This window comes from Conexibacter stalactiti, from assembly GCF_033542075.1.
Lineage (GTDB): Bacteria > Actinomycetota > Thermoleophilia > Solirubrobacterales > Solirubrobacteraceae > Conexibacter > Conexibacter stalactiti.
This window is the reverse complement of the sequence record NZ_JAWSTH010000110.1, coordinates 1-21361: the sequence shown is the minus strand read 5'-3', so window position 1 is coordinate 21361 and position 21361 is coordinate 1. Positions and strand designations below refer to the sequence as shown.

Genomic DNA, 21361 nt, shown 5'->3' with positions numbered 1-21361 from the left:
GGCGCCGGCGCCGACGGCACCCGCGCGGCCGCCGACCGGCTCGCCGCCGCCGGCGTCGACCTGCTGCTGTTCGCCGGCGGCGACGGGACCGCGCGCGACGTCGCCGGCGCGGTCGCCGGCCGTGTCCCGCTGCTGGGGATCCCGGCCGGCGTGAAGATGCACTCCGGCTGCTTCGCCGCGACGCCCGAGGCGGCCGGCGAGGTCGCGGCGGCGTACCTGCGCTCCCCCGCCGCGCTCGTCGACGCCGAGATCGCCGACCGCGACGCTGACGGCGCGATCCTCCTGCACGCCGTCGTGTCGATTCCGCGCGCGCCCGGACGGGTCCTGGCCGCCAAGAGCCGCCCCGGCCCGCACGCCGATGCCGCGCTTGTCGCCGCCTGCGCCCGCACCGCCGACGAGCTGCGCGCCGACCCACCCGGAACGGTGACGGTCGTCGGGCCCGGCACGACGACCGCGCGCGTCCTGCAAGCGCTGGGCCTCGACGCGACGCCGCTCGGAATCGACGCTGTCCGTGACGCCGAACTGGTCGCGCGCGACGCGAGCGAACGCGAGCTGCTCCACCTGCTCGACGGGGCGAGCGATCCGCGACTCGTCCTCGGCGTCGTCGGCGGCCAGGGCTCGCTGCTCGGCCGCGGCAACCAGCAGCTCTCCCCGGCCGTGCTGCGCCACTTCTCCCGCGAGCGGATCGCGATCGTCGCCGACCGCTCGAAGCTGCTCGCGCTCGACCCGCTGCTGTTGCGCGTCGACACCGGCGACCCGACCCTCGACCACGAACTCAGCGGCCACGTCCGCGTCCGCGTCGGCGCACGCGAGACGCTGATGGCGGAGGTCGCTGCCTGATGGAGGCCACGTGACCCCGACCGCCCACCCGTACATGGCCAACTCGGCGCCGGCGCTGCGGCAGGAGCTGCTCGACGCCGTCGGCGTCGCCGACGCCGACGCGCTGTTCGAGCAGATCCCCGCCGACCACCGCACGAGGCGCACGCTGGAGCTTCCGCCCGCGCTGCGCTCCGAGGCCGAGCTGGCGCGCCACCTCCGCACCACCCTGAAGCGCAACGGCGACTGCGAGTCGACGCTCTCGTTCCTCGGCGGCGGCGTCTGGCAGCACCACGTGCCGGCCGTCTGCGACGAGCTGGCGCAGCGGACCGAGTTCGTCACCTCCGAGTGGGGCACGCCCGCATCCGACCACGGCCGCAACCAGGCGTGGTTCGAGTTCGCCTCGCAGCTCGGCGAGCTGGTCGAGCTGGAGTTCGTCGGGCTGCCGGTCTACTCGTGGGGCTGCGCCGCCGGTCACGCGATCCGCATGGCCGCCCGCCTCACCGGCCGCAGCGAGGTGCTGGTCCCCGCGACGCTCGACCGTGAGCGGCTCGCCGTGATCCGCTCCTACTGCGCGCTGCCGGAGGTCCACGGCCACATCGAGATCGTCGAGGTCGCGACCGACCCGGCGACCGACGCGCTGAAGCTCGCCGACCTGGAGGCGAAGCTGTCGCCGCGCACCGCCGCCGTCTATGTCGAGACACCGACCGGCCTCGGCGCGCTGGAGACGCAGGGAGCGCAGATCGCGGCGCTCGCGCGCGCCGCCGGCGCCGAGACGATCGCCGGTGTCGACCCGATCAGCCTCGGCGTGCTGGCGCCGCCCGGCGCCTGGGGCGTCGACATCGCGGTCGGGCCGACGCAGCCGCTCGGCGTGCACATGAACTGCGGCGGCGGCGTCGGCGGCTTCATCGCCACGCGTGACGAGGAGCGCTACGCGCGCCAGTACCCGACGCTGCAGGTCAGCATCGCGCCGACGCGCACGTCCGGCGAGCGCGGCTTCGCGATGACGCTGTTCGAGCAGTCCTCCTACGGCCGTCGCGAGGAGGGCAACGACTGGACCGGCAACTCGGTCTACCTGTGGGCGATCGTCAACGCGACCTACATGTCGCTGATGGGGCCGCAGGGCTTCGCCGACGTCGGCACGACGATCCTGCGGCGCAGCCACGACGCCGCCCGCCGGATCGGTGAGCTGCCCGGGATCGAGATCCGCTTCCCCCACTTCTTCAAGGAGTTCGTCGTGTCCTTCGACGGCACCGGCAGAACGGTCGCCGAGGTCAACGCCGCGCTGCTGGAGCGCGGCATCTTCGGCGGCGCCGACCTCTCCGCCGATCATCCGCAGCTCGGCCAGAGCGCGCTCTACTGCGTCACCGAGATCCACGCGCGCGAGGACGTCGACCGGCTCGTCGCGGCGCTGGCGGAGGTGACCGCATGAGCCTGCCGAGATTCCACGCCGCGTCGTGGGACGAGCCGATCGTGCTGGAGCTGGGTCGTCCCGGCCGCCGCGCCCAGCTGCTCCCCGAGGTCGAGCCCGAGGCGCGCGCGCCGCTGTCCGAGCTGCTGCCGCCCGGCGTCGCGCGGGCGACGCCGCCGGCGCTGCCGGAGCTGTCGGAGTTCGAGGTCCAGCGCCACTACCTGCACCTGTCGCAGATGACGCTCGGGATGATGGGGATCAACCTCTTCGGCACGTGCACGATGAAGTACAACGCGCGCGTCAACGAGCTGATCGCGGCGCGGCCGGAGCTGGCCGAGCTGCACCCCGGGCAGCCGCTGGAGACGTTGCAGGGCGTGCTGAAGATCGTCCACGACTTCGAGGCGATCCTCTGCGAGCTGAGCGGGATGGACCGCTTCGTCTTCCAGGCGGGCGGCGGCGCCGACGCCGCCTACACGCACGCGTGCGTGACGCGCGCCTACCACGCCGCGCGCGGTGAGCTGGAGCAGCGCACCGAGGTGATCACGACGATCCAGACGCACCCGTGCAACGCCGCGACCGCGGCCGCGGCCGGCTTCGACGTGATCACGCTGCCGCTGGGCCCCGATGGCTACCCGACGCTCGCCGCGCTGGAGGCGGCGGTGTCGGAGAGAACGGCCGCGCTGATGGTCGGCAACCCCGACGACATGGGGATCTACAACCCCGAGATCAAGCGCTGGATCGAGCTCGTGCACGACGCGGGCGGCCTCGCCTTCTACGACAACGCCAACTTCAACGGCGTGATGAGCCGCATCCGCGGCCGCGAGCTGGGCTTCGACGCCTGCATGTACATGCTGCACAAGACCTTCGGCGCGCCGAAGGGCGGTGGCGGGCCGGCCGTCGGCGCCTACGGCTGCTCGGATGCGCTGGCCCCCTTCCTGCCGCGCCCGCTGGTCGTGCGCGAGGAGTCGGGCGCCTACGGCCTGGAGACGGTCGCCGACGCGCCCCAGTCGATCGGCAAGGTGCGCGAGTTCTGGGGCAACGTGCCGGTCGTCGTGAAGGCGTACGCGTGGACGCGCGCGCTCGGCGCCGAGGGGATCCGCGACGCCGCTGACCTCTCCGTGCTCGCGAACAACTACATGGACACGCGCCTGGCGCAGGCCAGAGGCGTCACCCGCTCCAACCCGCAGGTGACGAGACACCGGCTGGAGATGACGCGCTGGTCGCTGGCGCAGGTGCTGGAGGAGACCGGCGTCGACGTGCACGACATCTCCAACCGGATGGTCGACTTCGGCGTCGACGCGCCGTGGCTGGCGCACGAGCCCTGGCTGGTGCCGGAGCCGATCACGCCGGAGCCGGGCGAGCTGTGGTCCAAGGAGGACGTCGACACCTGGATCGACGTGCTGGAGCACGTGATCGGGGAGGCGTACAGCGATCCCGAGCTGGTCAAGAGCGCGCCGCACAACCACCCGCTCGCGCAGGTCGACGCGTCACGTGTGGACGACCCGGAGCGGTGGGCGACGACGTGGCGGGCGGCGGTGCGCAAGGACGTGGTGCCGGGTGGCGTCCGCGGTGCGGGCGCGGAGGCCGCGTCGTGAGCGGCGCGGGCACGATGGAGGCGGGCCGCAAGGCGCGCGCCGCGCAGCCGATCGCGATCGTCGGCGCCGGCTCGATCGGCGTCGCGTGGGCGCTCGTCTTCGCGCGCGCCGGCCACCCCGTCGCGCTCCACGATCCCGACCCGGCACGGCTGGCGGCAGCGCCGCGCGAGCTGGACGAGCGGCTCGCGACGCTGCGCGCCCACGGGCTGCTCGACGAGCCGGTCCAGACGGTCGCCGCGCGCGTCGGCATCGCGACCGAGCTGGGCGGAGCGCTCGCCGGCGCGCTGCACGTGCAGGAGTGCGCGCCAGAGCGGGTCGAGCTGAAGCGGGAGCTGTTCGAGCGGCTCGACGCGCTCGCCGATCCGAGCGCGACGCTCGCGTCCTCCTCCTCGGCGCTGACGGCGTCGCGCTTCGCCGCCGAGCTGCCTGGCCGCGCGCGCGTGCTGATCGCCCACCCCGGCAACCCGCCGTACCTGCTGCCAGTCGTCGAGCTGGTGCCGGCGCCGTTCACCGCCGCCGAGACGGTCGCGCGGGCGCAGGCGCTGTTCACCGCCGCCGGGATGGCGCCCGTGCTCGTCAGAGCGGAGGTCGAGGGCTTCCTCTTCAACCGCCTCCAGGGCGCGGTGCTGCGCGAGGCGTACTGCCTCGTGCGCGACGGCGTCGCGACCGTCGAGGACGTCGACCGCGTGATGCGCGACGGCCTCGGCCGCCGCTGGGCGGCGATCGGCCCGTTCGAGACGGTCGACCTCAACACGCGCGGCGGGATCGCCTCGCACGCCGAGAAGATGGGCCCCGCCTACGCGCGCATGGGCGCCGAGCGCGGCCAGGACGACCCGTGGACGCCGGAGCTGGTCGCGGAGGTCGAGGCGCAGCGCCGCGCGCTGCTGCCGCTGGAGCAGTGGGAGGCGCGGGTCGTCTGGCGCGACGAGACGTTGATGGCGGCGCAGGCGCGCGCGGCTCGCCCCGCCGACGATGAGGACGCGGCGTGACCGCGCTCGACGACGCGGCGGCGGACGGCGCCGAACCGGCCGCCGATGCGACGCGCCGCCCGCGCGACTTCGTCCAGTCGGTCGAGCGGGCGCTCTCGATCATCCGCGCCTTCGGGCCGAGAACGCCCGCGATGACGGTCAGCGAGATCGCCGCCGCGACCGACCTCACGCGCGCCGCCGCGCGCCGCTTCCTGCTGACGCTCGAGGAGCTGGGCTACGTGCGCAGCGACGGCCGCAACTTCTCGCTGACGCCGCGCGTGCTGGAGCTGGGTTACGCCTTCCTCTCGAGCCTCTCGCTGCCGGAGGTCGCGCAGCCGCACCTGGAGCAGCTCGTCGCCGAGTCGCAGGAGTCGAGCGAGGGCGCGATCCTCGACGGCGACCAGATCGTCTACGTGATGCGCGTCAGCGGCCCGGCGATCATGAACGCGACCGTCGCGGTCGGCTCGCGCATGCCGGCCGCGGCGACCGCGCTCGGCCGCGCGCTGCTGGCCGGCCTGCCCGACGCCGAGCTGGACGCCTTCCTCGCGACCGTCGAGCTGAGGGCGTTCCTGCCGAACACGATCGTCGATCACGCGTTGCTGCGCGACGAGCTGATGCGCGTCCGCGCGCAGGGCTACGCACTCGTCGACCAGGAACTGGAGGAGGGGCTGCTGGCGCTCGCCGTCCCGGTCCGCGATCGCAGGGGCGTGACCGTCGCCGCGATCAACCTCTCCACGCACGTCGCCCGCCGCACGCCGGCCGAGGCGCGCGAGCTGCTGCTGCCGCCGCTGCTGCGCGCCGCGGCGTCGATCGAGGCGGGCCTGGCGCGCTGAGTGGGCCGAGACTCGCGCAGAGCGCTCGCGCGGCCCGCCACGCCTTCTCTACCGTTGATGTCGATGGCCTCCTGGGACGTCCCGCGTCGACCGACGACCGCCGCCTTCCGCGACTTCGACGCCGCCGACCGCGACCTGCGCACCGCGCTGCGGCTCGGGCTGCGCTTCGCAGAGGAGGCGTACGAGCGCCTGTGGGCGGAGGCCGGCCGGCGTGCCGGCGGCGGTCGCGACCAGCGGGCCGTGTTCGAGCAGTTGATCGACGGCCTCTGGCAGCCCGACTACCAGTGGGCGCAGGCGGTCGCCCTGCTGGGCGACGCTGTGACCAACTACGAGACGTACGTCGAGCGGTCGCATGCGGAGCTGACGCGCGCGGACGCCTCCGCCTGGGCGCCGGCGCCGCTCGCCGACGCGAGCGAACCGCCCCCGTGGGACGAGTTGCGCGCCACCTTCGCGCGGCTCGACGTCGAGATCGAGCCGGCCGGCGTCGAGCGCGGCCGCCGGCTGCGGCGGCTGCTCGCGCTGCGGCGCGGAGAGCTGCGGACCGAGCAGCTGCGCGGCCTCGTGCGCGCGCCGGCCGGAGACCTGCTCGCGGTCGCGGCGGCGCTCGATGCGCACGACGTCATAGACGTGCTGGACGCGCTCGCGCGCGCGGCGGAGGCGATCGATCCGGTCGTGGTCGCGCACGCCGCCGGCGGCCGGCCGGCGCCCGAGTGGATCTGAGGCGCGCGCCCGCGAGGCGGCCGCGCGCAGACGCCGGAGCGCGCGCTCAGCGCGCGCCGACGCGCAGGTCCTTCGCGCGCCTGCGGTACTCCTCGGGCAGCGAGCGCTGGATCTCCTCGGCGCTGCGCAGGGCGGCCGGCAGGAACTCCTCCTGCATCGTCTCCAGCGACACGCGCGGGCTCGGGCAGCAGACGTTGAGCGCCGCGACGACCGTGCCGCTCTGGTCCCTGATCGGGACCGACAGCGAGCGGAAGCCGATCTCGTACTCCTGGTCGACGATCGACCAGCCCTTCTCGCGCACCGCGATCACGTCCTCGCGCAGGCGCGCGCGTGAGGTGATGGTGTGGTCGGTGTACTTCGTCGGGCGGAAGTCGTCGAGCCAGCGGTCCAGCTCCTCGTCGCTGAGCGCGGCGAGCAGCACGCGGCCGGTCGACATCGTGAAGGCGGGCAGCGTCGAGCCGACGTCGAGGTCGACCGAGACGACGCGCTGCGCGGTCGCGCGCGCGACGTAGACGCACATGTCGCCGTCGAGCACGGCCGCGAGGCAGGTCTCGCCCAGCTCGGCGGAGAGGTCCTCCATCGGCGGCTCGGCGACCTCGGCGAAGCTCAGCGAGGAGAGCGCGGAGAAGCCCAGCTCGAGGATCTTCGGGCGCAGGCGGAAGTACTTGCCGTCGGACTCGGCGTAGCCTTCGCGCACGAGCGTCAGCAGGAAGCGGCGGGCCGCGGCGCGGTTCATGTCGGCGCGCTGGGCGACCTCGCTCAGCGTCATGCTCGGACGTGAGCGGCTGAACGCCCGGATCACGCTCAGGCCACGCGCGAGCGACGCGACGTAGTCGCGGTCCGCTCCCTCGGGTTCGAGCTCAGCAGCCACGGTGGCGGGGAACTGTAACGAGGGGGGCGGGCATGGCGAGGCTCTCCTGGGCGTGGACGCTGCGATCGAGATGTGCAAAGGTTCGGTGGTCGCACGACTTGATCGCTATGCGCACACTCTACCTCTTCTCACCCGCATCCTGGAGCAGTTGATCGTGCGCATCCGCAGCCGTGGCCTCGGCGCCCCCGCCGAGGAGCTGGAGATCGTCCTCTCGGGCAGAGCGCTGCGCGTGCGCGCCAGCGACACGATCGCCTCCGCGCTCGTCGCCGCCGGCGAGCTGGCCTGCCGCGAGACGCTCGACGGCGACCGCCGCGGCCTCTTCTGCGGGATGGGCGTCTGCCAGGAGTGTCTCGTCGAGATCGACGGCGTCCCTGGCCAGCGCGCCTGCATGACGCCGGTGCGCGCCGGCATGCGCGTCGAGCGGCAGCCGGCCCAGCCCGATCTGACCGCGCTCGCGGCGCATGAGCGTCATCTGGCGTCCCCTGGCGGGATGCCACATGACGCTCCTCTGACGGTGATCCCGCCCGCGTCCCGGCGTGCCCACCGCGAGCTGACGCCGGACCTCCTGGTGGTTGGCGGCGGGCCCGCCGGCCTCGCGGCGGCGGTCGCGGCGGCCGAGGCCGGGGTGAAGGTCGTGCTCGCCGACGAGCGGCCGAAGCCCGGCGGCCAGTACTACAAGCAGCCGCCCGAGGCGCTCGTCGACGATCCCGCCAAGCTCGACCCGCAGTACCGCTCCGGCCGTTCGCTGATCGCACGGGCGCGCGCTGCCGGCGTCGACCTCCGCAGCGGGCTGCAGGTCTGGGGCGCACCGAGCCCGCAGGAGCTGCTGGCGACCTCCGCCGAGGGCGACTGGACGCTGCGGCCGCGCGCGCTGATCCTCGCGACCGGCGCCTACGAGCGCGGCGTCCCGCTGCCCGGCTGGACGCTCCCGGGCGTGATGACGACCGGCGCCGCGCAGACGCTGCTGCGCGCCTACCAGGTGGCGCCCGGCACGCGCGTGCTCGTCTCCGGCAACGGCCCGCTCAACATGCAGGTCGCCGCCGAGCTGGTGCGCGGCGGCGCGAAGGTCGTCGCGCTCGCCGAGCTGGCGCGCTTGACCGACCCGCGCCGCGCCCCGGCGCTGGCGAAGATGGCGGCCGCCGCGCCGGACCTGATCGTGCAGGGGGCCGGCTACGGTGCCGCGCTCGCGCGCGCCCGCGTGCCGGTGCTGCACGGCCGCGCGCTCGTGCGCGCCGAGGGCGACGGCCGCGTGCGGCGGGCGACCGTCGCGAAGATCGCGCCCGACGGCAGCGCCGTCCCCGGCAGCGAGAAGAGCTACGCGGTCGACGCCGTCTGCGTCGGCTTCGGCTTCCTGCCCTCCAACGAGCTGGCGCGCGCGCTCGGCGCCGCCCACCGCTTCGACACGGCCGCCGGTGGCTTCGCCGTGCAACGCCACGGCGACGGCCGCACGTCGGTCGACGGCGTCTGGGTCGTCGGCGACGGCGGCGGGATCGGCGGCGCGCGCGTCGCGCAGGCGGCCGGCCTGCTCGCCGGCCTCGACGCCGCCCGCGAGCTGGGCCGCGCGCTCGGGCCCGTGCAGCAGGCCGAGGAGCGCGGCGCGCGCAGATCTCACGCGCGCGCGACGCGCTTCCAGGACGCCCTCTGGACCGCCTACGCGGCGCCGCGAATCGTCGACCAGCTGGCCGAGCCGGAGACGGCGATCTGCCGCTGCGAGAACGTGCCGCTGGGCGCGGTGCGCGACGCCTTCGACGCCGGCCTCGGCCACATCGGCGCGGTCAAGCGCGTGACGCGCGCGGGAATGGGCGGCTGCCAGGGTCGCTACTGCGGCGGCCTGCTGGCCGAGATCGGCGCCCGCCGCGCCGGCCGCGAGCTGGACGAGCTGGACCTGTTCGCGCCGAGCGCGCCGTTCAAGCCGCTGACGATCGACGAGCTGGCCGAGCAGTAGCGGATCCGTCCAGGCGCGCGCCGACGCGCCAGTCGGTTGCGTAGCATCCGGCCGATGGATCGCCGCCGCTTCGTCCCCGGCGCGCTGCTCGTCGTCGCTGCGCTCGCCCTCCCCTCCGTCGCCTCCGCCGCCGACCCGCCCGCGACCGTCACGCTTGACGGCACGATGCGCGACTTCCGCGGCAGCGACCTGTCCGACCTCGCCGACGCCAGACGGCACATCGACTTCGAGAACGCAAACGGCCTGGAGATGGGGATCGTCCAGGCGACGCTCGGCACGGACGGTCTGCCCGCCTACGCGAAGGGCAACGGCGCCGGCTCGCCGACGACCCACGGCAGAGACGCCTTCGACCAGTGGTTCCGCGACACGCCGCTCGTCAACATCGCCGAGCCGCTGTCGCTGACGCTGATCAGACAGCCCAACGGCAGCTACCAGCACAACGACCAGACCTTCTTCCCGTTCGACGACGGCGGGTGGGTCAGAGCCGGCAGAGAGCCTGCGCGCAGCGGGGGACACAACTTCAGCTTCACCGTCGAGCTGCACTCCGAGCTGCGCTACGACGGCGGCGAGACGATCACGATCACCGGCGACGACGACATCTGGCTGTTCGTCAACGGCCGCCTGGCGATCGATCTCGGCGGCGTGCACGGCCCCACCAGCGGCATGGTCGACCTCGACCAGAGAGCGGCCCAGCTCGGGCTGACGAGAGGGAGAGCGTACGACCTCGACCTGTTCGTCGCCGAGCGTCACACGACCCAGTCGACCCTCAACGTGATCGTCCCGCAGCTCGGCTTCGACGCCGGCACGGCGACGCTGCCGGCGACCGCGACCGTCGGCGACACGGTCACCTGCGCGGCGGCCGGCTGGCACCCGGACCTCACGCTCGACTACATCTGGCTGCGTGACGGCGTGACGATCGCCGGCGCGGACGGCGCTGACCACGCGACGACCGCCGCCGACGCCGACAGAACGCTCACGTGCGAGATCACCGGCAGCCGTCGCACCAGCGCGACGGCGGTCTCGGGCGGGCTCGCCGTCGCGGCGAGACCGGAGCCCAGACCGGAGCCGAGACCCGATCCCGACCCGGACCCGATTCCCGACCCGCCGCTGCCGCCCGCCCCGCTCCCGCCCGCCCCGCCCGCGCCGCTCCCCGCGCCCGCGAACGTCACGATCACCGAGCGGCCGAGCGTGCTCACGAGAGCGCGCGAGGTGCGCGTCGGCTTCGCCGTCGACGCCGACGCGGCCGGCTACGAGTGCAGCCTCGACGGCGGCGCGTGGACGCCGTGCAGCTCGCCCCACACGCTCAGAGAGCTGCGCGCCGGCGACCACCGCATCGAGATCCGCGCCGTCACGACAGACGGCCGCCGCGGCGCCGCCGCGGCGCACGCCTTCCAGGTCAACCCCTACCCGCCGGGCCTCACGCTGGCAGGCGGGAGAACACTGCGCGCCGCGCACGACGCCCGCGTCGCGCTGCGCGTCAGCTGCTCACCGCGCGAAGGCGAAGGTCGCGGCCACTGCCGCGGCTCGGTGCAGCTCAGAGGCGCGGGCAAGAGAACGCTCGCGCGCGCGACCTTCACCGCGAGAGCCGGCGCCACCGCGACCGTCAGCGCGCGGCTGACGCAGACCAGCCGCAGAGCGCTCACCGCCGCGCCCGGTGGAGCACTGAACGTCCGCGTCGTCGTCAGCGCGCGCGACGACGCCGGCAACAGCGGCAGGCTCAGCGCGGTTCGCACGCTGAGCCTGCGCTGACTCACGGCGCGGTCGCGGTCTCCGATCTGGCGCCGATCCCGAAGATCAGCGCGCGCGACCGTCTCACCTGACGGGTCGTGTCGAGGTGGCGCCCGGCGCGCCGCTCCAGGCGGCGCCAGCCGAACGTCACGAGCGTGACGATCGCCAGGTAGATCACCGCGGCGGCGGTGTAGAACTCGAACGGCAGCTGGTAGAACTGCGCCCACCGCTGACTCTCGCGCAGCAGCTCGGTGACGCCGATCACCGACAGGATCGAGGTGTCCTTGATGTTGTCGACGAAGACGTTGCCCATCGCCGGCAGCGTGATCTGCGTGACCTGCGGCAGATGGATCCGCGCGAACCACGTCCGCCGCGGCAGGCCGACGGCGAGCGCCGCCTCCTTCTGACCGGGCGGGACCGCCTCGTAGCCGGCGCGGAAGATCTCCGCGAGGTAGGCGCTGTTGAGCAGCGACAGCGCGAGGATGCCGGCCGGGATCGGCTCGAATTGGAAGCCGCCGGCCGAGGCGAGGCCGAAGAACATCCACAGCAGCAGCACGTACAGCGCGATGCCGCGCAGCACCTGGATCAGCAGGAAGCCGGCCCACGCGATCGGGCGCGACTTCGACTGCCGCATGCCGGCGAGGATCAGGCCGCCGACGATCGCCAGCGCGAACGAGACGACGGAGATCAGCACCATCGTCCAGATGCCCTTCAGCAGCTCGCTGCGCATCTCCCAGACGGGCCCGAAGTCGAGCGCCGCGAACGCACCGGTCATCGACGCACTCCCTTCGAAAAGCGCCGCTCGACGAGGCCCGCGCCGAGCGCGGCGACGAGCGTCACGGCGATCACGAGCACGGCGGCGGCGGTGTACAGCTCGAACGGCTTGAACTCGTTCACCGCGACGAGCTTGGCGGTGTAGAACATGTCGGCGAGGCCGATCACGGACAGCAGCGTGGCCCCCTTCAGCAGCATCACGAAGAGGTTCATCGCGGGTGGGATCGCGGTCCGCACCGCCTGCGGCAGGATGATCACGCGGAAGGCGGTGATGCGCGAGAGGCCGATCGCGGCGGCCGACTCGTACTGGCCGACCGGCACGGCCGACAGCGCCGTGCGGTAGATCTCGGCCATGTAGCCGGAACCGGTCAGCCCAAGCGAGAGGACGCCGGCGACGAAGGCGGTGAGGCTGAACAGCCCCTCTTGCGCGGCGGCGTAGTAGAGCCAGAAGATCACGATCAGCAGCGGCACGCCGCGCGCGAGCGCGATCCACAGCATCGCCGGGACGCGCGCCAGCGGCGAGCGCGAGCGGCCGGCGAGCGCCAGCGGCAGGCCGAGCACGACGGCCAGCAGGAAGCCGAGCGCGGCGACCTCGACCGTCAGCACGAGCCCGTCGAGCAGCGCGTCCTGATTGTCGGAGATGACCGAGTAGTCGAAGCCGAAGACCAGCATCGCGCTACCCGTGGTTGATCGAGCGCAGGAAGGTGCGCGTGCGCTCGTGCTGCGGGTCCTTGAACTGCTCCGGCGTGCCCTCTTCGACGATGCAGCCTCTGTCCATGAAGATCACGCGGTCGGCGACCTCCATCGCGAAGCGCATCTCGTGCGTGACGACCATCATCGTCATGCCGGCCTCGGCCAGCTCGCGCATGATCGCGAGGATGCCGTTGACCAGCTCGGGGTCGAGCGCGGAGGTCGCCTCGTCGAACAGCATCAGCTTCGGGTCCAGCGCCAGCGCCCGCGCGATCGCGACGCGCTGCTTCTGGCCACCGGAGAGCTGCTCGGGATAGGCGTCGACCTTCTCCGCCATGCCGACCTTCGTCAGCTCGGCGAGCGCGCGCTCGGCCGCCTCCTTGCGACCGAGCCCGCAGGTCTTGCGGCAGCCGATCGCGACGTTCTCGCGCACGGTCAGATGGGGGAAGACGTTGAACTGCTGGAAGACCATCCCGATCTCCGAACGCAGTCTCGTCAGGCGGCGCTCCTCCGGCAGGCCCAGCGCCGGCACCCAGCGGTGATCGGTCGGCGGCGTGTACTCCGCGCCATCGAAGACGATCGAGCCGGTGCTCGGCGGGGCGATGAAGTTGACGCAGCGCAGCAGCGTCGACTTGCCCGAGCCGGAGGGGCCGATGACGCAGACGACCTCGCCTCTGCGGACTTGGAGGTCCGTCGGCTGGAGCACGGTCGTGGCGCCGAACTGCTTGGTCACCTGCCGGAGCTCCAGCAGCGACGAGGTCGTCGTGGCACTCATCAGGCGTAGGCGGCAGCCAGGTAGGGGTCCTTGACCGGAGCCGACTGCACGCCGTATCTCTCGATCTCGCTGGCGACGAACTGCTGCCACAGACCGGCGAGCGTCAGATCGCTCGCCTTCTGCTGCAGAAAGGTCGTCACGAACTGCGCCAGCGCGAAGTCGCCCTGCGGCAGGAAGTAGGTGTTCCAGGCGGTCGCGACCGGTCTCGCCTGAATCAGCTCGAGCCCTCTTCTGCGCGCGTCGCCGACGGCGTAGTCGCCGATGAAGAGCGCGTCGGAGCGGCCGGTGGTGACGTCGGAGGTGGCCGCGACGTCGTCGGGCAGCTCCTTGCGCTTCGCTCTCGGGAACAGCAGCTTGGCGGTGCCGACCTGGGCAGAGCCGGCCAGCAGCGCGATCGTCACGGAGGGGTCGTTCAGCTCCTCGATCGAGCCGACGTCAACGCCTCTGCCCTTGAACAGGTACGTGCCTTCGAGGAAGGCCGGTGCCGACGCGAAGCCGACCTGCAGCGCGCGCTCGGCGGTGTTGACGACCGGAATGCCCGTCATGTCGAAGCGGCCGGCCGACTGCGCGGCGATCAGCTCCTGGAAGGGAACCTCGACCCACTCCGGCTCGGCGCCCATCGCGGCGGCGAGCAGCTTGGAGACCTCGATCGAGTAGCCGGTCGGCTCCTTCGTTCTCGGATCGCGGTACTGCAGCGGCTGGAAGGAGAGGTCGACGCCGAAGCGGATCTTCTTGTCCTTCTTGATGCGGTCGAGGACGCTCGACGACGAACCGCCGCCGTTGTCGCCCGTGTCCGCGGAGCTGTCGTCGCTGCTGGTCAGCCCGCAGCCGGTCGCGGCACCCGCGGCGAGGATGCCCGCGCTCGCGAGCAGCATCCGGCGACGGGTCGCCTGCTTGGGCTCGGCGTTCGGAGCACTCTGGTCGTGATCCACTGCTCTCTCCTGCGTCGGTTCCGATTGACGGCGTTGGCGATGTTCGCATATCGCGCGACGGGGCGCAATGCGCACGCTTCGACTTCGTCAGCCGAAACGCGCCGGCGAGAACGGCGAAAGGTCGAAGCGCGGCTCGACACCACGCGCCAGGTCGGCCAGCAGCTCACCCATGATCGGCCCGCCGGAGAAGCCGAGGTAGGGGAAGGTGCCGACGACGAGACCGGGCGCGACCGCGTCGAGCGCGGCGACGATCGGCATCTCGTCGGGGACGCCGTTGTTGACGCCGACCCACGTCCGCAGCAGCCGCGCGCCGCCGACCGCCGGCACGACCCGGCGCGCGACCGCGAGGTTGCGACGCACGCCGTGGAGGTCGACGACATACCTGCCGCTGCGCGGGTCGACCGCCGCCGGCCAGCCGCCGCCGATCAGCAGCGAGCCGATCCGTGCCTGCTTCAACGTCAGTCTGTCACCTGCAAAGTAGACGAGGTGAGGCACGAGCGGAGCGACCGCCTCGGTCACGTTGACCTGCATCGGATGGCCTTCGATCGGCATCTCCGCACCGAGCATGCGGGCCAGCCGGGCTGTCTCCGCACCCGCGCATATGACCAATCTCGGCGCGCTGAAACGGCCCTTCGTGGTCTCCAGGCGGAAGCCGGCGCGCGTGCGCTCGATCGCGCGAACGTCGACGTGGCGCTCGATCGTGGCGCCGGCGCGCTGCGCGGCGGCGGCGAAGGCCGGCGTCGCCAGCAGCGGGTTGGCCTTGCCCTCGATCGGGCAAAGCTCGCCGCCGACCATCTCGTCGGCGACGTACGGCGCGACCGCGCGCAGGTCCGCGCGCGAGAGCAGTCGTGAGGCGACGCCGTGCGAGTTCTCGAGCGCCACCTTGCGCTCGATCATGCGCAGTTGTCTCTCATCTGACGCGACCAGCAACCCGCCGCCGAGTCTCAGCTCGACGTCGACGCCCAGCTCGTCGTTCAGGCCCTTCCAGATCTCGACCGACGCCTTCAGCAGCGCCAGCGTCGGCGCCCACCTGCGCGCCCATTCCTCGCCGAAGTCGCGGAACGGCGTGAACTGGATCTGCCCGTGCATCGAGCCGGCGTTGGCGCCGGAGGCCTGCGTGCCGAGGTCGTGGCGGTCGAGCAGGATCGTCTCGACGCCGGCCTGGGCGAGGCGGTAGGCGGTTGCGGCGCCGGCGATGCCGCCGCCGACGACGAGCACGTCGGTCTGCTGTTCAGGTGCGGAACTCACGGCGAGGGCGTATCGTAGGGGAAGTTCGCATTTCGCACGTTCGTTCGCAGAGGAGACCATGCCGGAGTTTCGCGGGAGCTACACCGTCACGATCACGCCCTTCACGGAGGACCGGTCGAACGTCGATCTCGAGGCGATGCGCCGCTTCATCGACTGGCAGATCGACGAAGGCGTGCCCGGCCTGATCGTCTTCGGCACCACGGGCGAGTTCCTGTCGGTCACCGACGAGGAGCGCACCGCGCTCGTCGAGACCACGGTCAAGCACGTCGCCGGCCGCGTCCCGGTGCTCGTCGGCACCGCCAACACGCATACGCCCAATGCGGTCCGCTACAGCCGCGAGGCGGTCGCGCTCGGCGCCGACGGCCTGATGATCTCGCCGCCGTACTACGTGACGCCGACCGAGGACGAGATCGCCGATTACTACGGCGCGATCTGCGACGCCGTCGACGTGCCGATCATGCTCTACAACAACCCGTACACGACGAACGTCGACATGAAGGCGAGCTTCGTCGCGCGCCTCACGCGGGAGCACGAGCAGATCCGGTACATCAAGGAGGCGAGCACCGACGTGGCGCGCGTCTACGACGTGATCGAGGCGACCGAGGGCGTCATGAACGTCTTCGCCGGCGAGCGGATCGTCGAGTCGTACCTGCTCGGCGCGATCGGCTACGTCAACCCGTTCGGCAACTACACGCCGCGCCCGTCGCGTGTGATCTGCGACCTGATCGTCGCGGGCCGGATCGAGGAGGCGAAGGCGATCGAGGTGCTGCTCGACACGATCGACCACGTGCTGCAGGAGGGTCATCCCCTCTACGGCTACCAGTGCTACTCGAAGGCGATGGCCGCCTCGGCCGGCTACCCGGTCGGCGACGTGCGCGCGCCGCTGAAGACGTTCGCCTCGCTCGGCGCCGAGGGCACCGAGAAGCTGAAGCGGCTGAACGCCGTGATCGCCGAGCTCGACGCGCTGACCGCGCGGATCGAGTCCGCGACCGCCGCCGCCTGAGCGGCGACGTTCGACGGGGCGGCCGCGCGGCCGCCCCGCTCCCGCAGCGCGCGCACACGACGGCGCGCGCCGCCCCTCCCGCCGCCCCTCCCGCTGTCGCTCAGCGCACGTAGGAGGCTCCGTTGACGTCGAGCGTCGCGCCCGTCAGGTGGCGACAGCCACCGCTCGCGAGGTAGGTGACGAGGTCGGCGAGGTCGCTCGGCGGGACCCACTCCTTCATCGCGAGGCTCGCCGTCAGTGCCTCCTCGCCGCCGGTCCGCTGGGCCGAGACCTCCGACATCTGCGTCCGCACGATGCCCGGCGCGATCACGTACGCGAGCACGCCGTCGGCGGCGTGAGCGCGCGCGATCGTCTGCGTCGCCGCCTTGATCGCCGCCTTCGAGGCCGAGTAGGCGATCAGGTCGGGGTTGCCGGCGCCGCGCTGCGCGGCCCAGCTGGAGAAGGTGACGATCACGCCGCCGCCGTGCTCGACGTGATGGCGCGTGGCGGCGCGCAGCAGCAGCGCCGGGCCCTTGACGTTGACGTCGAGCGAGCGCGTCCAGGCGTCGTCCCACTCCTCGTCGTTGGAGGCCAGCGGCGAGTCGAGCATCACCGCGGCGTTGTTGACGAGCACGTCGACGCGCCCCTGCCACGCGACCGCCTCCTCCCACATCCGCCGCACCGCCGCGCCGTCGGCGAGGTCGGCCTGCACGAGCAGCTTGCGCTCGGCCGGGATCGCGGCGGTCGCCGCCTCGGCGCCGGCGCGGTCGCCGCCGTAGTGTGCGACGAGGTTGGCGCCGGCGGCCCCGAGCGCCTCGGCGGTCGCGGCGCCGATGCCCTTCGAGGCGCCGGTCAGCAGGACGGTCCTGCCGGTCAGGTCGTGCATCTCGTCACTCCTACGTTCGGTGCGGTGGGTCGGATCACGGGACGCCGGCGTCGACGGCCAGCACCTGGCCGGTGACGCCGGAGGCGAGGTCGCTGGCGAGGAAGAGCACGGTCGCGGCGACCTCGGCGGCGGTCGCGAGGCGGCCGAGCGCGGTCTCCTCGGCGGCGGCGGCGAGCGCGTCGGCGGCATCGGCGCCACCGTCGGCGGCGCGCTTGCGCATGCGTCCGAGCAGCGCGTCGGTCGCGATCGAGCCGGGCGCGACGGCGTTGACGCGGATCCCGTCGCGGCCGAGGTCGAGCGCGGTCGCGCGCACGATCCCCACGACCGCGTGCTTGGTCGCGCTGTAGAGCGCCTGCCGCGGATGGGCCTTGCGCGCGTTGAGCGAGGCCATCGCGATGACGGAGGCGCTCGCGCGCGGCGTGGCGGGCGCGGCGGCGCGCGCGGTGTCCCGCAGCGCCGGCGTCGCGGCCGCGATCGTCGCGGCGACGCCGCGCACGTTGACGGCGCTGACGGCGTCCCACTCGGCGCCGTCGATCGCCGCCGTCTCGCGCCAGGGCGGCACGACGCCGGCGTTGGCGACGACGACGTCGAGGCGGCCGAACTGCTCGACGGCGGCGGTGACCGCGTCGCGCAGCGCCTGCTCGTCGGTCACGTCGGCCGCCCGCGCGATCCAGCCGGCCGGCGGGTGCAGGGCGTCGGCGTCGCGGTCGAGCGCGACGCCGCGCGCGCCGGCGGCGGCGAGCGTGCGCGCGATCTCGGCGCCGAGGCCGTTGGCGGCGCCGGTGACGAGCGCGACCCGGCCCGCGAGCAGCGGCGGAACGGGCGGCGCGGAGGGCATTGAATCAGCCATTGTGCGATCATCGCACTTCTGTGCGGTAAGCGCACTCGCTCGTCAGAACTCGCCTCGTTCGTCAGGAGACCCGATGGCTGCACCCCCGACGCCGGCCCAGCTCTTCAGCCCGCTCCGGCTGCGCGAGCTGACGCTGCGCAACCGGCTCGTCGTCTCGCCGATGTGCCAGTACTCGGCGACCGACGGTCTCCCGAACGACTTCCACCTCGTCCACCTCGGCCGCTTCGCGCTCGGCGGCTTCGGCCTCGTCGTGCTGGAGTCGACGGCGGTCGTGCCGGAGGGGCGGATCACCCCCGGCGACCTCGGCATCTGGTCCGACGAGCACGTCGCGCCGCTGGCGCGGATCGCCCAGTTCCTGAAGGCGCACGGCGCCGCCGCCGGTATCCAGCTCGGCCACGCCGGGCCGAAGGCGAGCACGCAGCGCCCGTGGCAGGGCTTCGGCCCGCTCGGCGCCGAGGACGCGGCGCGCGGCGAGGCCGCCTGGCCGACCGTCTCCGCCAGCGCGCAGGCCGCCGTCGCCGGCTGGCCGGAGCCGGCCGCGCTTTCGCGCGACGAGATCGCCGGTGTCGTCGACGCCTTCTCGGCCGCCGCCGCCCGTGCGCTGCGCGCCGGCTTCGACACGATCGAGCTGCACTGCGCCCACGGCTACCTGCTCAACGCCTTCCTCTCGCCGCTGGCGAACAGACGCGAGGACGAGTACGGCGGCGACCTCGCCGGCCGCATGCGGCTGCCGCTGGAGATCGCCAGACGGCTGCGCGCCGAGTGGCCGGCAGAGCTGCCGCTGTTCGTGCGCCTGTCGGCGGTCGACGGCGAGCTGACCGGCACGACGGTCGAAGACACGGTCGCCTTCGCGCGCGAGCTTGCGGCGGTGGGCGTCGACGTCGTCGACTGCTCCTCCGGCGGCGTCGGCGCGCGCTACGCCCACCCCGAGCACTACGGGTACCAGGTGCCGTACGCCGCGCGCGTGCGCGCCGAGGCCGGAATCAAGACGATGGCCGTCGGGCTCGTCGTCGACCCCGCGCACGCCGAGGCGATCGTCGCCGACGGCGAGGCCGACCTCGTCGCGCTGGGCCGCACCGCGCTCGACGACCCGCAGTGGCCGCTGCACGCGCAGGAGGCGCTCGGCGCGCAGCCCGACGGCGACGCCTTCGCCGACTGGCCGGCGCAGGCGCGCTGGGCGCTGGAGCGCCGCGGCGGGCTGCTGGAACGGCTCGGCCCGTGGGGCGCGGCCGAGGCCGACGGCGACGAGCAGCCGGAGTAGCTTCCATCCGATGGCCCCCTTCCCCACCACGCTGACGACCGACCGGCTCGTCGCCACGCGCACCGACCTCGCGACCGAGCTGGACGACTACGCCGCCCTCTTCGCCGATCCCGCCGTCGCCGGCCCGATGTGGCCGGCCCACCTCGGCGGCGTGCGCACGCGTGAGCAGAGCGAGCAGTTCCTCGCCCACTTCGACGCGCACTGGAACGCGCACGGCTTCGGCCCGTGGACGGTGCGCGAGCGCGACGGCGGCGCCTTCGTCGGGCAGGTCGGGCTCGGCCACACGATCGTCGCCGGCCGCGCCGAGGTCGAGGCCGGCTTCATCCTCGCGCACGACCGCTGGGGTCGCGGCTACGCGACCGAGGTGACGCGCGCGGCGCTCCAGCACGCGCCGTCGCTGCGCGGTCTCGCCTCCGTCGTCGCCTTCGCGACGCGCGACAACGCCCGCGCGCTCGCGACGCTCGAGCGCTGCGGCTTCGCGCACGAGGCCGACGCCGTCATGTTCGAGCTGGACGTGACGATCCTGCGCGTGGCGGTCTGAGGGCGCGACCCGCTCGGGCGCGCCCGCCGCGGACGCGCGCGCTCAGATCGCCTTCAGCAGCCCGCCGTCGAGCACGAGCTCCGCGCCGCGCATGCTCGGCACCGCGCCGGAGGCGAGCAGCAGCACGAGCGCCGCGACCTCCTCGGGCGCGGCCATCGCGCCGGTCGTCATCCCCGCCAGCTGCGGGATCTGCTCGACCAGCTCGGCGGTCGTGAGGCCGTACTGTCCCGCCATCGCCTCGCCGGCCGAGTCGGCGCCGGTCCACAGCGGCGTCAGCACCGGGCCGGGCGAGATCGTGTTGACGCGCACGCCGCGCGGGCCGAACTCGTCCGCGAGCGCCTTGCCGAGGTTCAGCAGCGCCGCCTTCGCGGCCGCGTAGGCGACGACGGCCGGCTGCGCGAGGCGCGCGTTGGCGGAGGCGATGTTGACGATCGCGCCGCCGCGCTCCAGCAGACTCGGCAGCGCGGCGCGGGTCGCTCGCACGGTGCTCATCAGGTTCAGCTCCAGGACGTGGTCCCAGTGCTCGTCGCTGACGGAGAGGAAGCCGCCGAACGGTGCCGGATTGCCGCCGACGTTGTTGACGAGCAGGTCGATCCCGCCCAGCTCGGCGCGGGCGTGCTCGATCAGCCGCTCGGGGCCGCCGGCGACGGCGAGGTCTACGGCGAGCGCGTGCGGGGTGAGCGCGCGCAGCTCCTCGCCGGGCGTGCGCGCGCCGGCGACGACCTGGGCGCCCTGCGCGACGAGCGCGCGGACGGTCGCGAGGCCGATGCCCTTGCTGGCGCCGGTGACGACGGCGGTCGTGCCGGTGAGGTCGAGGTTCATGACGGTGGGTCTCCTGCGATTGCTTGCGGGAGCGTCCACACTCACGCGCTTCGGCCGCGCCGACTAGTGGTTTTCGGACGCGGCGTTTGGCGCGCACGGGCGCATGGACGTCACGCCGAGCCGCGTTCGCGCAGCGCGGCGATCCGCCGCTCGAAGGACGGGCGGCGCTCGGGCCGATCGCGCGCGAGCGCCGCGCTCCAGACGACGATCTGAAAACGGCGCGCGGCGACGAGCGCGCGCAGCACGTCGGCATGGACCGGCTCGCCGTAGCCGCGGTATGCCTGGCCGGCGGCGGCCGGGTCGTGATCGCCGAACGGCGGCAGCGCGGCGTAGACGCAGGCGAGATCCCACGCGCGCGGGCCGAGGAAGGCGTCCTCCCAGTCGCTCCACAGCGGACCGCGCGCCGCGTCGTCGAGCACGTTGCGCAGGTGCGCGTCGCCGTGGATCGGCTGCAGCGGGAGCGCCAGCCGCTCGACCCGTTCCCGCACCTGCGCGCCGCGCTCGCGCAGCAGCGCCGCGTCGCCGTCGTCGAGCGTGCCGTCGGCGGCGAGCCGCTCGAGGATCGCGCGCGCCTCGTCCAGCGCGCCCCATGGGCGCAGCGACGCCGCACCGCCACCCGCCGCGTCGCCTCCAGCCGCGCCGCCGCCCGCCGCGCCCTCGCCGGCGAGGCGCGGCTGGAGGCGACGCGGGGGGTGGCGGGGCGGGGTCGCTAG

Annotated in this window: 21 protein-coding genes; 11 read left to right on the top strand and 10 right to left on the bottom strand. The window is 73.6% G+C overall.

Annotation, left to right across the window (positions count from 1 at the left end):
* From R7226_RS26575 to R7226_RS26550, 6 genes are all read left to right on the top strand, one after another.
* A partial coding sequence (locus R7226_RS26575; protein WP_318600415.1) for an ATP-NAD kinase family protein occupies nt 1–840 on the top strand: 840 nt, incomplete at its 5' end.
* A gap of 34 nt (nt 841–874) precedes the next feature.
* Entirely contained in the window at nt 875–2248 is a 1374-nt protein-coding gene (gcvPA, locus tag R7226_RS26570) for an aminomethyl-transferring glycine dehydrogenase subunit GcvPA (protein ID WP_404827906.1), read from the top strand.
* The gene (gcvPB, locus tag R7226_RS26565; protein ID WP_318600413.1) at nt 2245–3822 is read left to right on the top strand and encodes an aminomethyl-transferring glycine dehydrogenase subunit GcvPB; all 1578 of its coding nucleotides are present in this window, start codon (nt 2245–2247) and stop codon (nt 3820–3822) included. The genes gcvPA and gcvPB overlap by 4 nt, the downstream gene beginning before the upstream one ends.
* Before the next feature lie 14 nt (nt 3823–3836).
* Nucleotides 3837–4811: a 3-hydroxyacyl-CoA dehydrogenase gene (locus tag R7226_RS26560; RefSeq protein ID WP_404827905.1), complete on the top strand. Its 975-nt coding sequence runs from the start codon at nt 3837–3839 to the stop codon at nt 4809–4811.
* A complete protein-coding gene (locus R7226_RS26555) occupies nt 4808–5623 on the top strand; it encodes an IclR family transcriptional regulator domain-containing protein (RefSeq protein WP_318600411.1) in 816 nt (271 codons plus the stop codon). The genes R7226_RS26560 and R7226_RS26555 overlap by 4 nt, the downstream gene beginning before the upstream one ends.
* A 63-nt stretch (nt 5624–5686) precedes the next feature.
* Nucleotides 5687–6343 carry a hypothetical protein gene (locus tag R7226_RS26550; RefSeq protein WP_318600410.1) on the top strand — a complete coding sequence of 219 codons (657 nt, stop codon included), beginning with the start codon at nt 5687–5689 and terminating at the stop codon, nt 6341–6343.
* A gap of 46 nt (nt 6344–6389) precedes the next feature.
* Here the strand turns inward: R7226_RS26550 and R7226_RS26545 are convergent, their stop codons facing one another.
* A complete protein-coding gene (locus R7226_RS26545; protein WP_318600409.1) occupies nt 6390–7214 on the bottom strand; it encodes an IclR family transcriptional regulator domain-containing protein in 825 nt (274 codons plus the stop codon).
* Nucleotides 7215–7368: 154 nt separating this feature from the next.
* On the opposite strand from R7226_RS26545, the gene R7226_RS26540 reads away from it, so the two are divergent.
* Both R7226_RS26540 and R7226_RS26535 read left to right on the top strand, forming a co-directional pair.
* The gene (locus tag R7226_RS26540; RefSeq protein WP_318600408.1) at nt 7369–9159 is read left to right on the top strand and encodes an FAD-dependent oxidoreductase; all 1791 of its coding nucleotides are present in this window, start codon (nt 7369–7371) and stop codon (nt 9157–9159) included.
* Nucleotides 9160–9213: 54 nt separating this feature from the next.
* Nucleotides 9214–10908, top strand: a complete 1695-nt coding sequence (locus R7226_RS26535; RefSeq protein ID WP_318600407.1) for a fibro-slime domain-containing protein — start codon at nt 9214–9216, stop codon at nt 10906–10908.
* Between the two features lies 1 nt (nt 10909).
* Here the strand turns inward: R7226_RS26535 and R7226_RS26530 are convergent, their stop codons facing one another.
* The 5 genes from R7226_RS26530 to R7226_RS26510 all read right to left on the bottom strand — a co-directional run bounded on the left by R7226_RS26530 (nt 10910) and on the right by R7226_RS26510 (nt 15306).
* Complete coding sequence (locus R7226_RS26530) at nt 10910–11662, bottom strand: amino acid ABC transporter permease (RefSeq protein ID WP_318600406.1); 753 nt, start codon at nt 11660–11662, stop codon at nt 10910–10912.
* On the bottom strand, nt 11659–12333 hold the full coding sequence (locus R7226_RS26525) for an amino acid ABC transporter permease (protein WP_318600405.1): 675 nt from the start codon (nt 12331–12333) through the stop codon (nt 11659–11661). The genes R7226_RS26530 and R7226_RS26525 overlap by 4 nt, the downstream gene beginning before the upstream one ends.
* A 4-nt stretch (nt 12334–12337) precedes the next feature.
* Nucleotides 12338–13126 carry an amino acid ABC transporter ATP-binding protein gene (locus R7226_RS26520; protein WP_318600404.1) on the bottom strand — a complete coding sequence of 263 codons (789 nt, stop codon included), beginning with the start codon at nt 13124–13126 and terminating at the stop codon, nt 12338–12340.
* Complete coding sequence (locus R7226_RS26515) at nt 13126–14058, bottom strand: substrate-binding periplasmic protein (RefSeq protein ID WP_318600403.1); 933 nt, start codon at nt 14056–14058, stop codon at nt 13126–13128. Before R7226_RS26515 ends, R7226_RS26520 begins: the two co-directional genes overlap by 1 nt.
* 87 nt (nt 14059–14145) lie before the next feature.
* The gene (locus R7226_RS26510; protein ID WP_318600402.1) at nt 14146–15306 is read right to left on the bottom strand and encodes an NAD(P)/FAD-dependent oxidoreductase; all 1161 of its coding nucleotides are present in this window, start codon (nt 15304–15306) and stop codon (nt 14146–14148) included.
* A gap of 58 nt (nt 15307–15364) precedes the next feature.
* Between R7226_RS26510 and R7226_RS26505 the strand changes: the two genes are divergently transcribed.
* Complete coding sequence (locus R7226_RS26505) at nt 15365–16309, top strand: dihydrodipicolinate synthase family protein (protein WP_318600401.1); 945 nt, start codon at nt 15365–15367, stop codon at nt 16307–16309.
* 100 nt (nt 16310–16409) lie between these two features.
* Here R7226_RS26505 and R7226_RS26500 read toward each other — a convergent pair whose 3' ends face one another.
* Nucleotides 16410–17174 carry an SDR family NAD(P)-dependent oxidoreductase gene (locus tag R7226_RS26500; protein WP_318600400.1) on the bottom strand — a complete coding sequence of 255 codons (765 nt, stop codon included), beginning with the start codon at nt 17172–17174 and terminating at the stop codon, nt 16410–16412.
* A 34-nt stretch (nt 17175–17208) separates the two neighbouring features.
* The gene (locus R7226_RS26495) at nt 17209–18012 is read right to left on the bottom strand and encodes an SDR family NAD(P)-dependent oxidoreductase (RefSeq protein ID WP_318600399.1); all 804 of its coding nucleotides are present in this window, start codon (nt 18010–18012) and stop codon (nt 17209–17211) included.
* An 85-nt stretch (nt 18013–18097) separates the two neighbouring features.
* Between R7226_RS26495 and R7226_RS26490 the strand changes: the two genes are divergently transcribed.
* Together R7226_RS26490 and R7226_RS26485 are read left to right on the top strand one after the other, a co-directional pair.
* The gene (locus R7226_RS26490) at nt 18098–19285 is read left to right on the top strand and encodes an NADH:flavin oxidoreductase/NADH oxidase (protein ID WP_318600398.1); all 1188 of its coding nucleotides are present in this window, start codon (nt 18098–18100) and stop codon (nt 19283–19285) included.
* A 10-nt stretch (nt 19286–19295) separates the two neighbouring features.
* A complete protein-coding gene (locus R7226_RS26485) occupies nt 19296–19826 on the top strand; it encodes a GNAT family N-acetyltransferase (protein ID WP_318600397.1) in 531 nt (176 codons plus the stop codon).
* A gap of 42 nt (nt 19827–19868) precedes the next feature.
* On the opposite strand, the gene R7226_RS26480 is transcribed toward R7226_RS26485, so the two are convergent.
* Together R7226_RS26480 and R7226_RS26475 are read right to left on the bottom strand one after the other, a co-directional pair.
* Nucleotides 19869–20648, bottom strand: a complete 780-nt coding sequence (locus R7226_RS26480) for an SDR family NAD(P)-dependent oxidoreductase (protein WP_318600396.1) — start codon at nt 20646–20648, stop codon at nt 19869–19871.
* Between the two features lie 110 nt (nt 20649–20758).
* A partial coding sequence (locus R7226_RS26475) for a phosphotransferase family protein (protein ID WP_318600395.1) occupies nt 20759–21361 on the bottom strand: 603 nt, incomplete at its 5' end.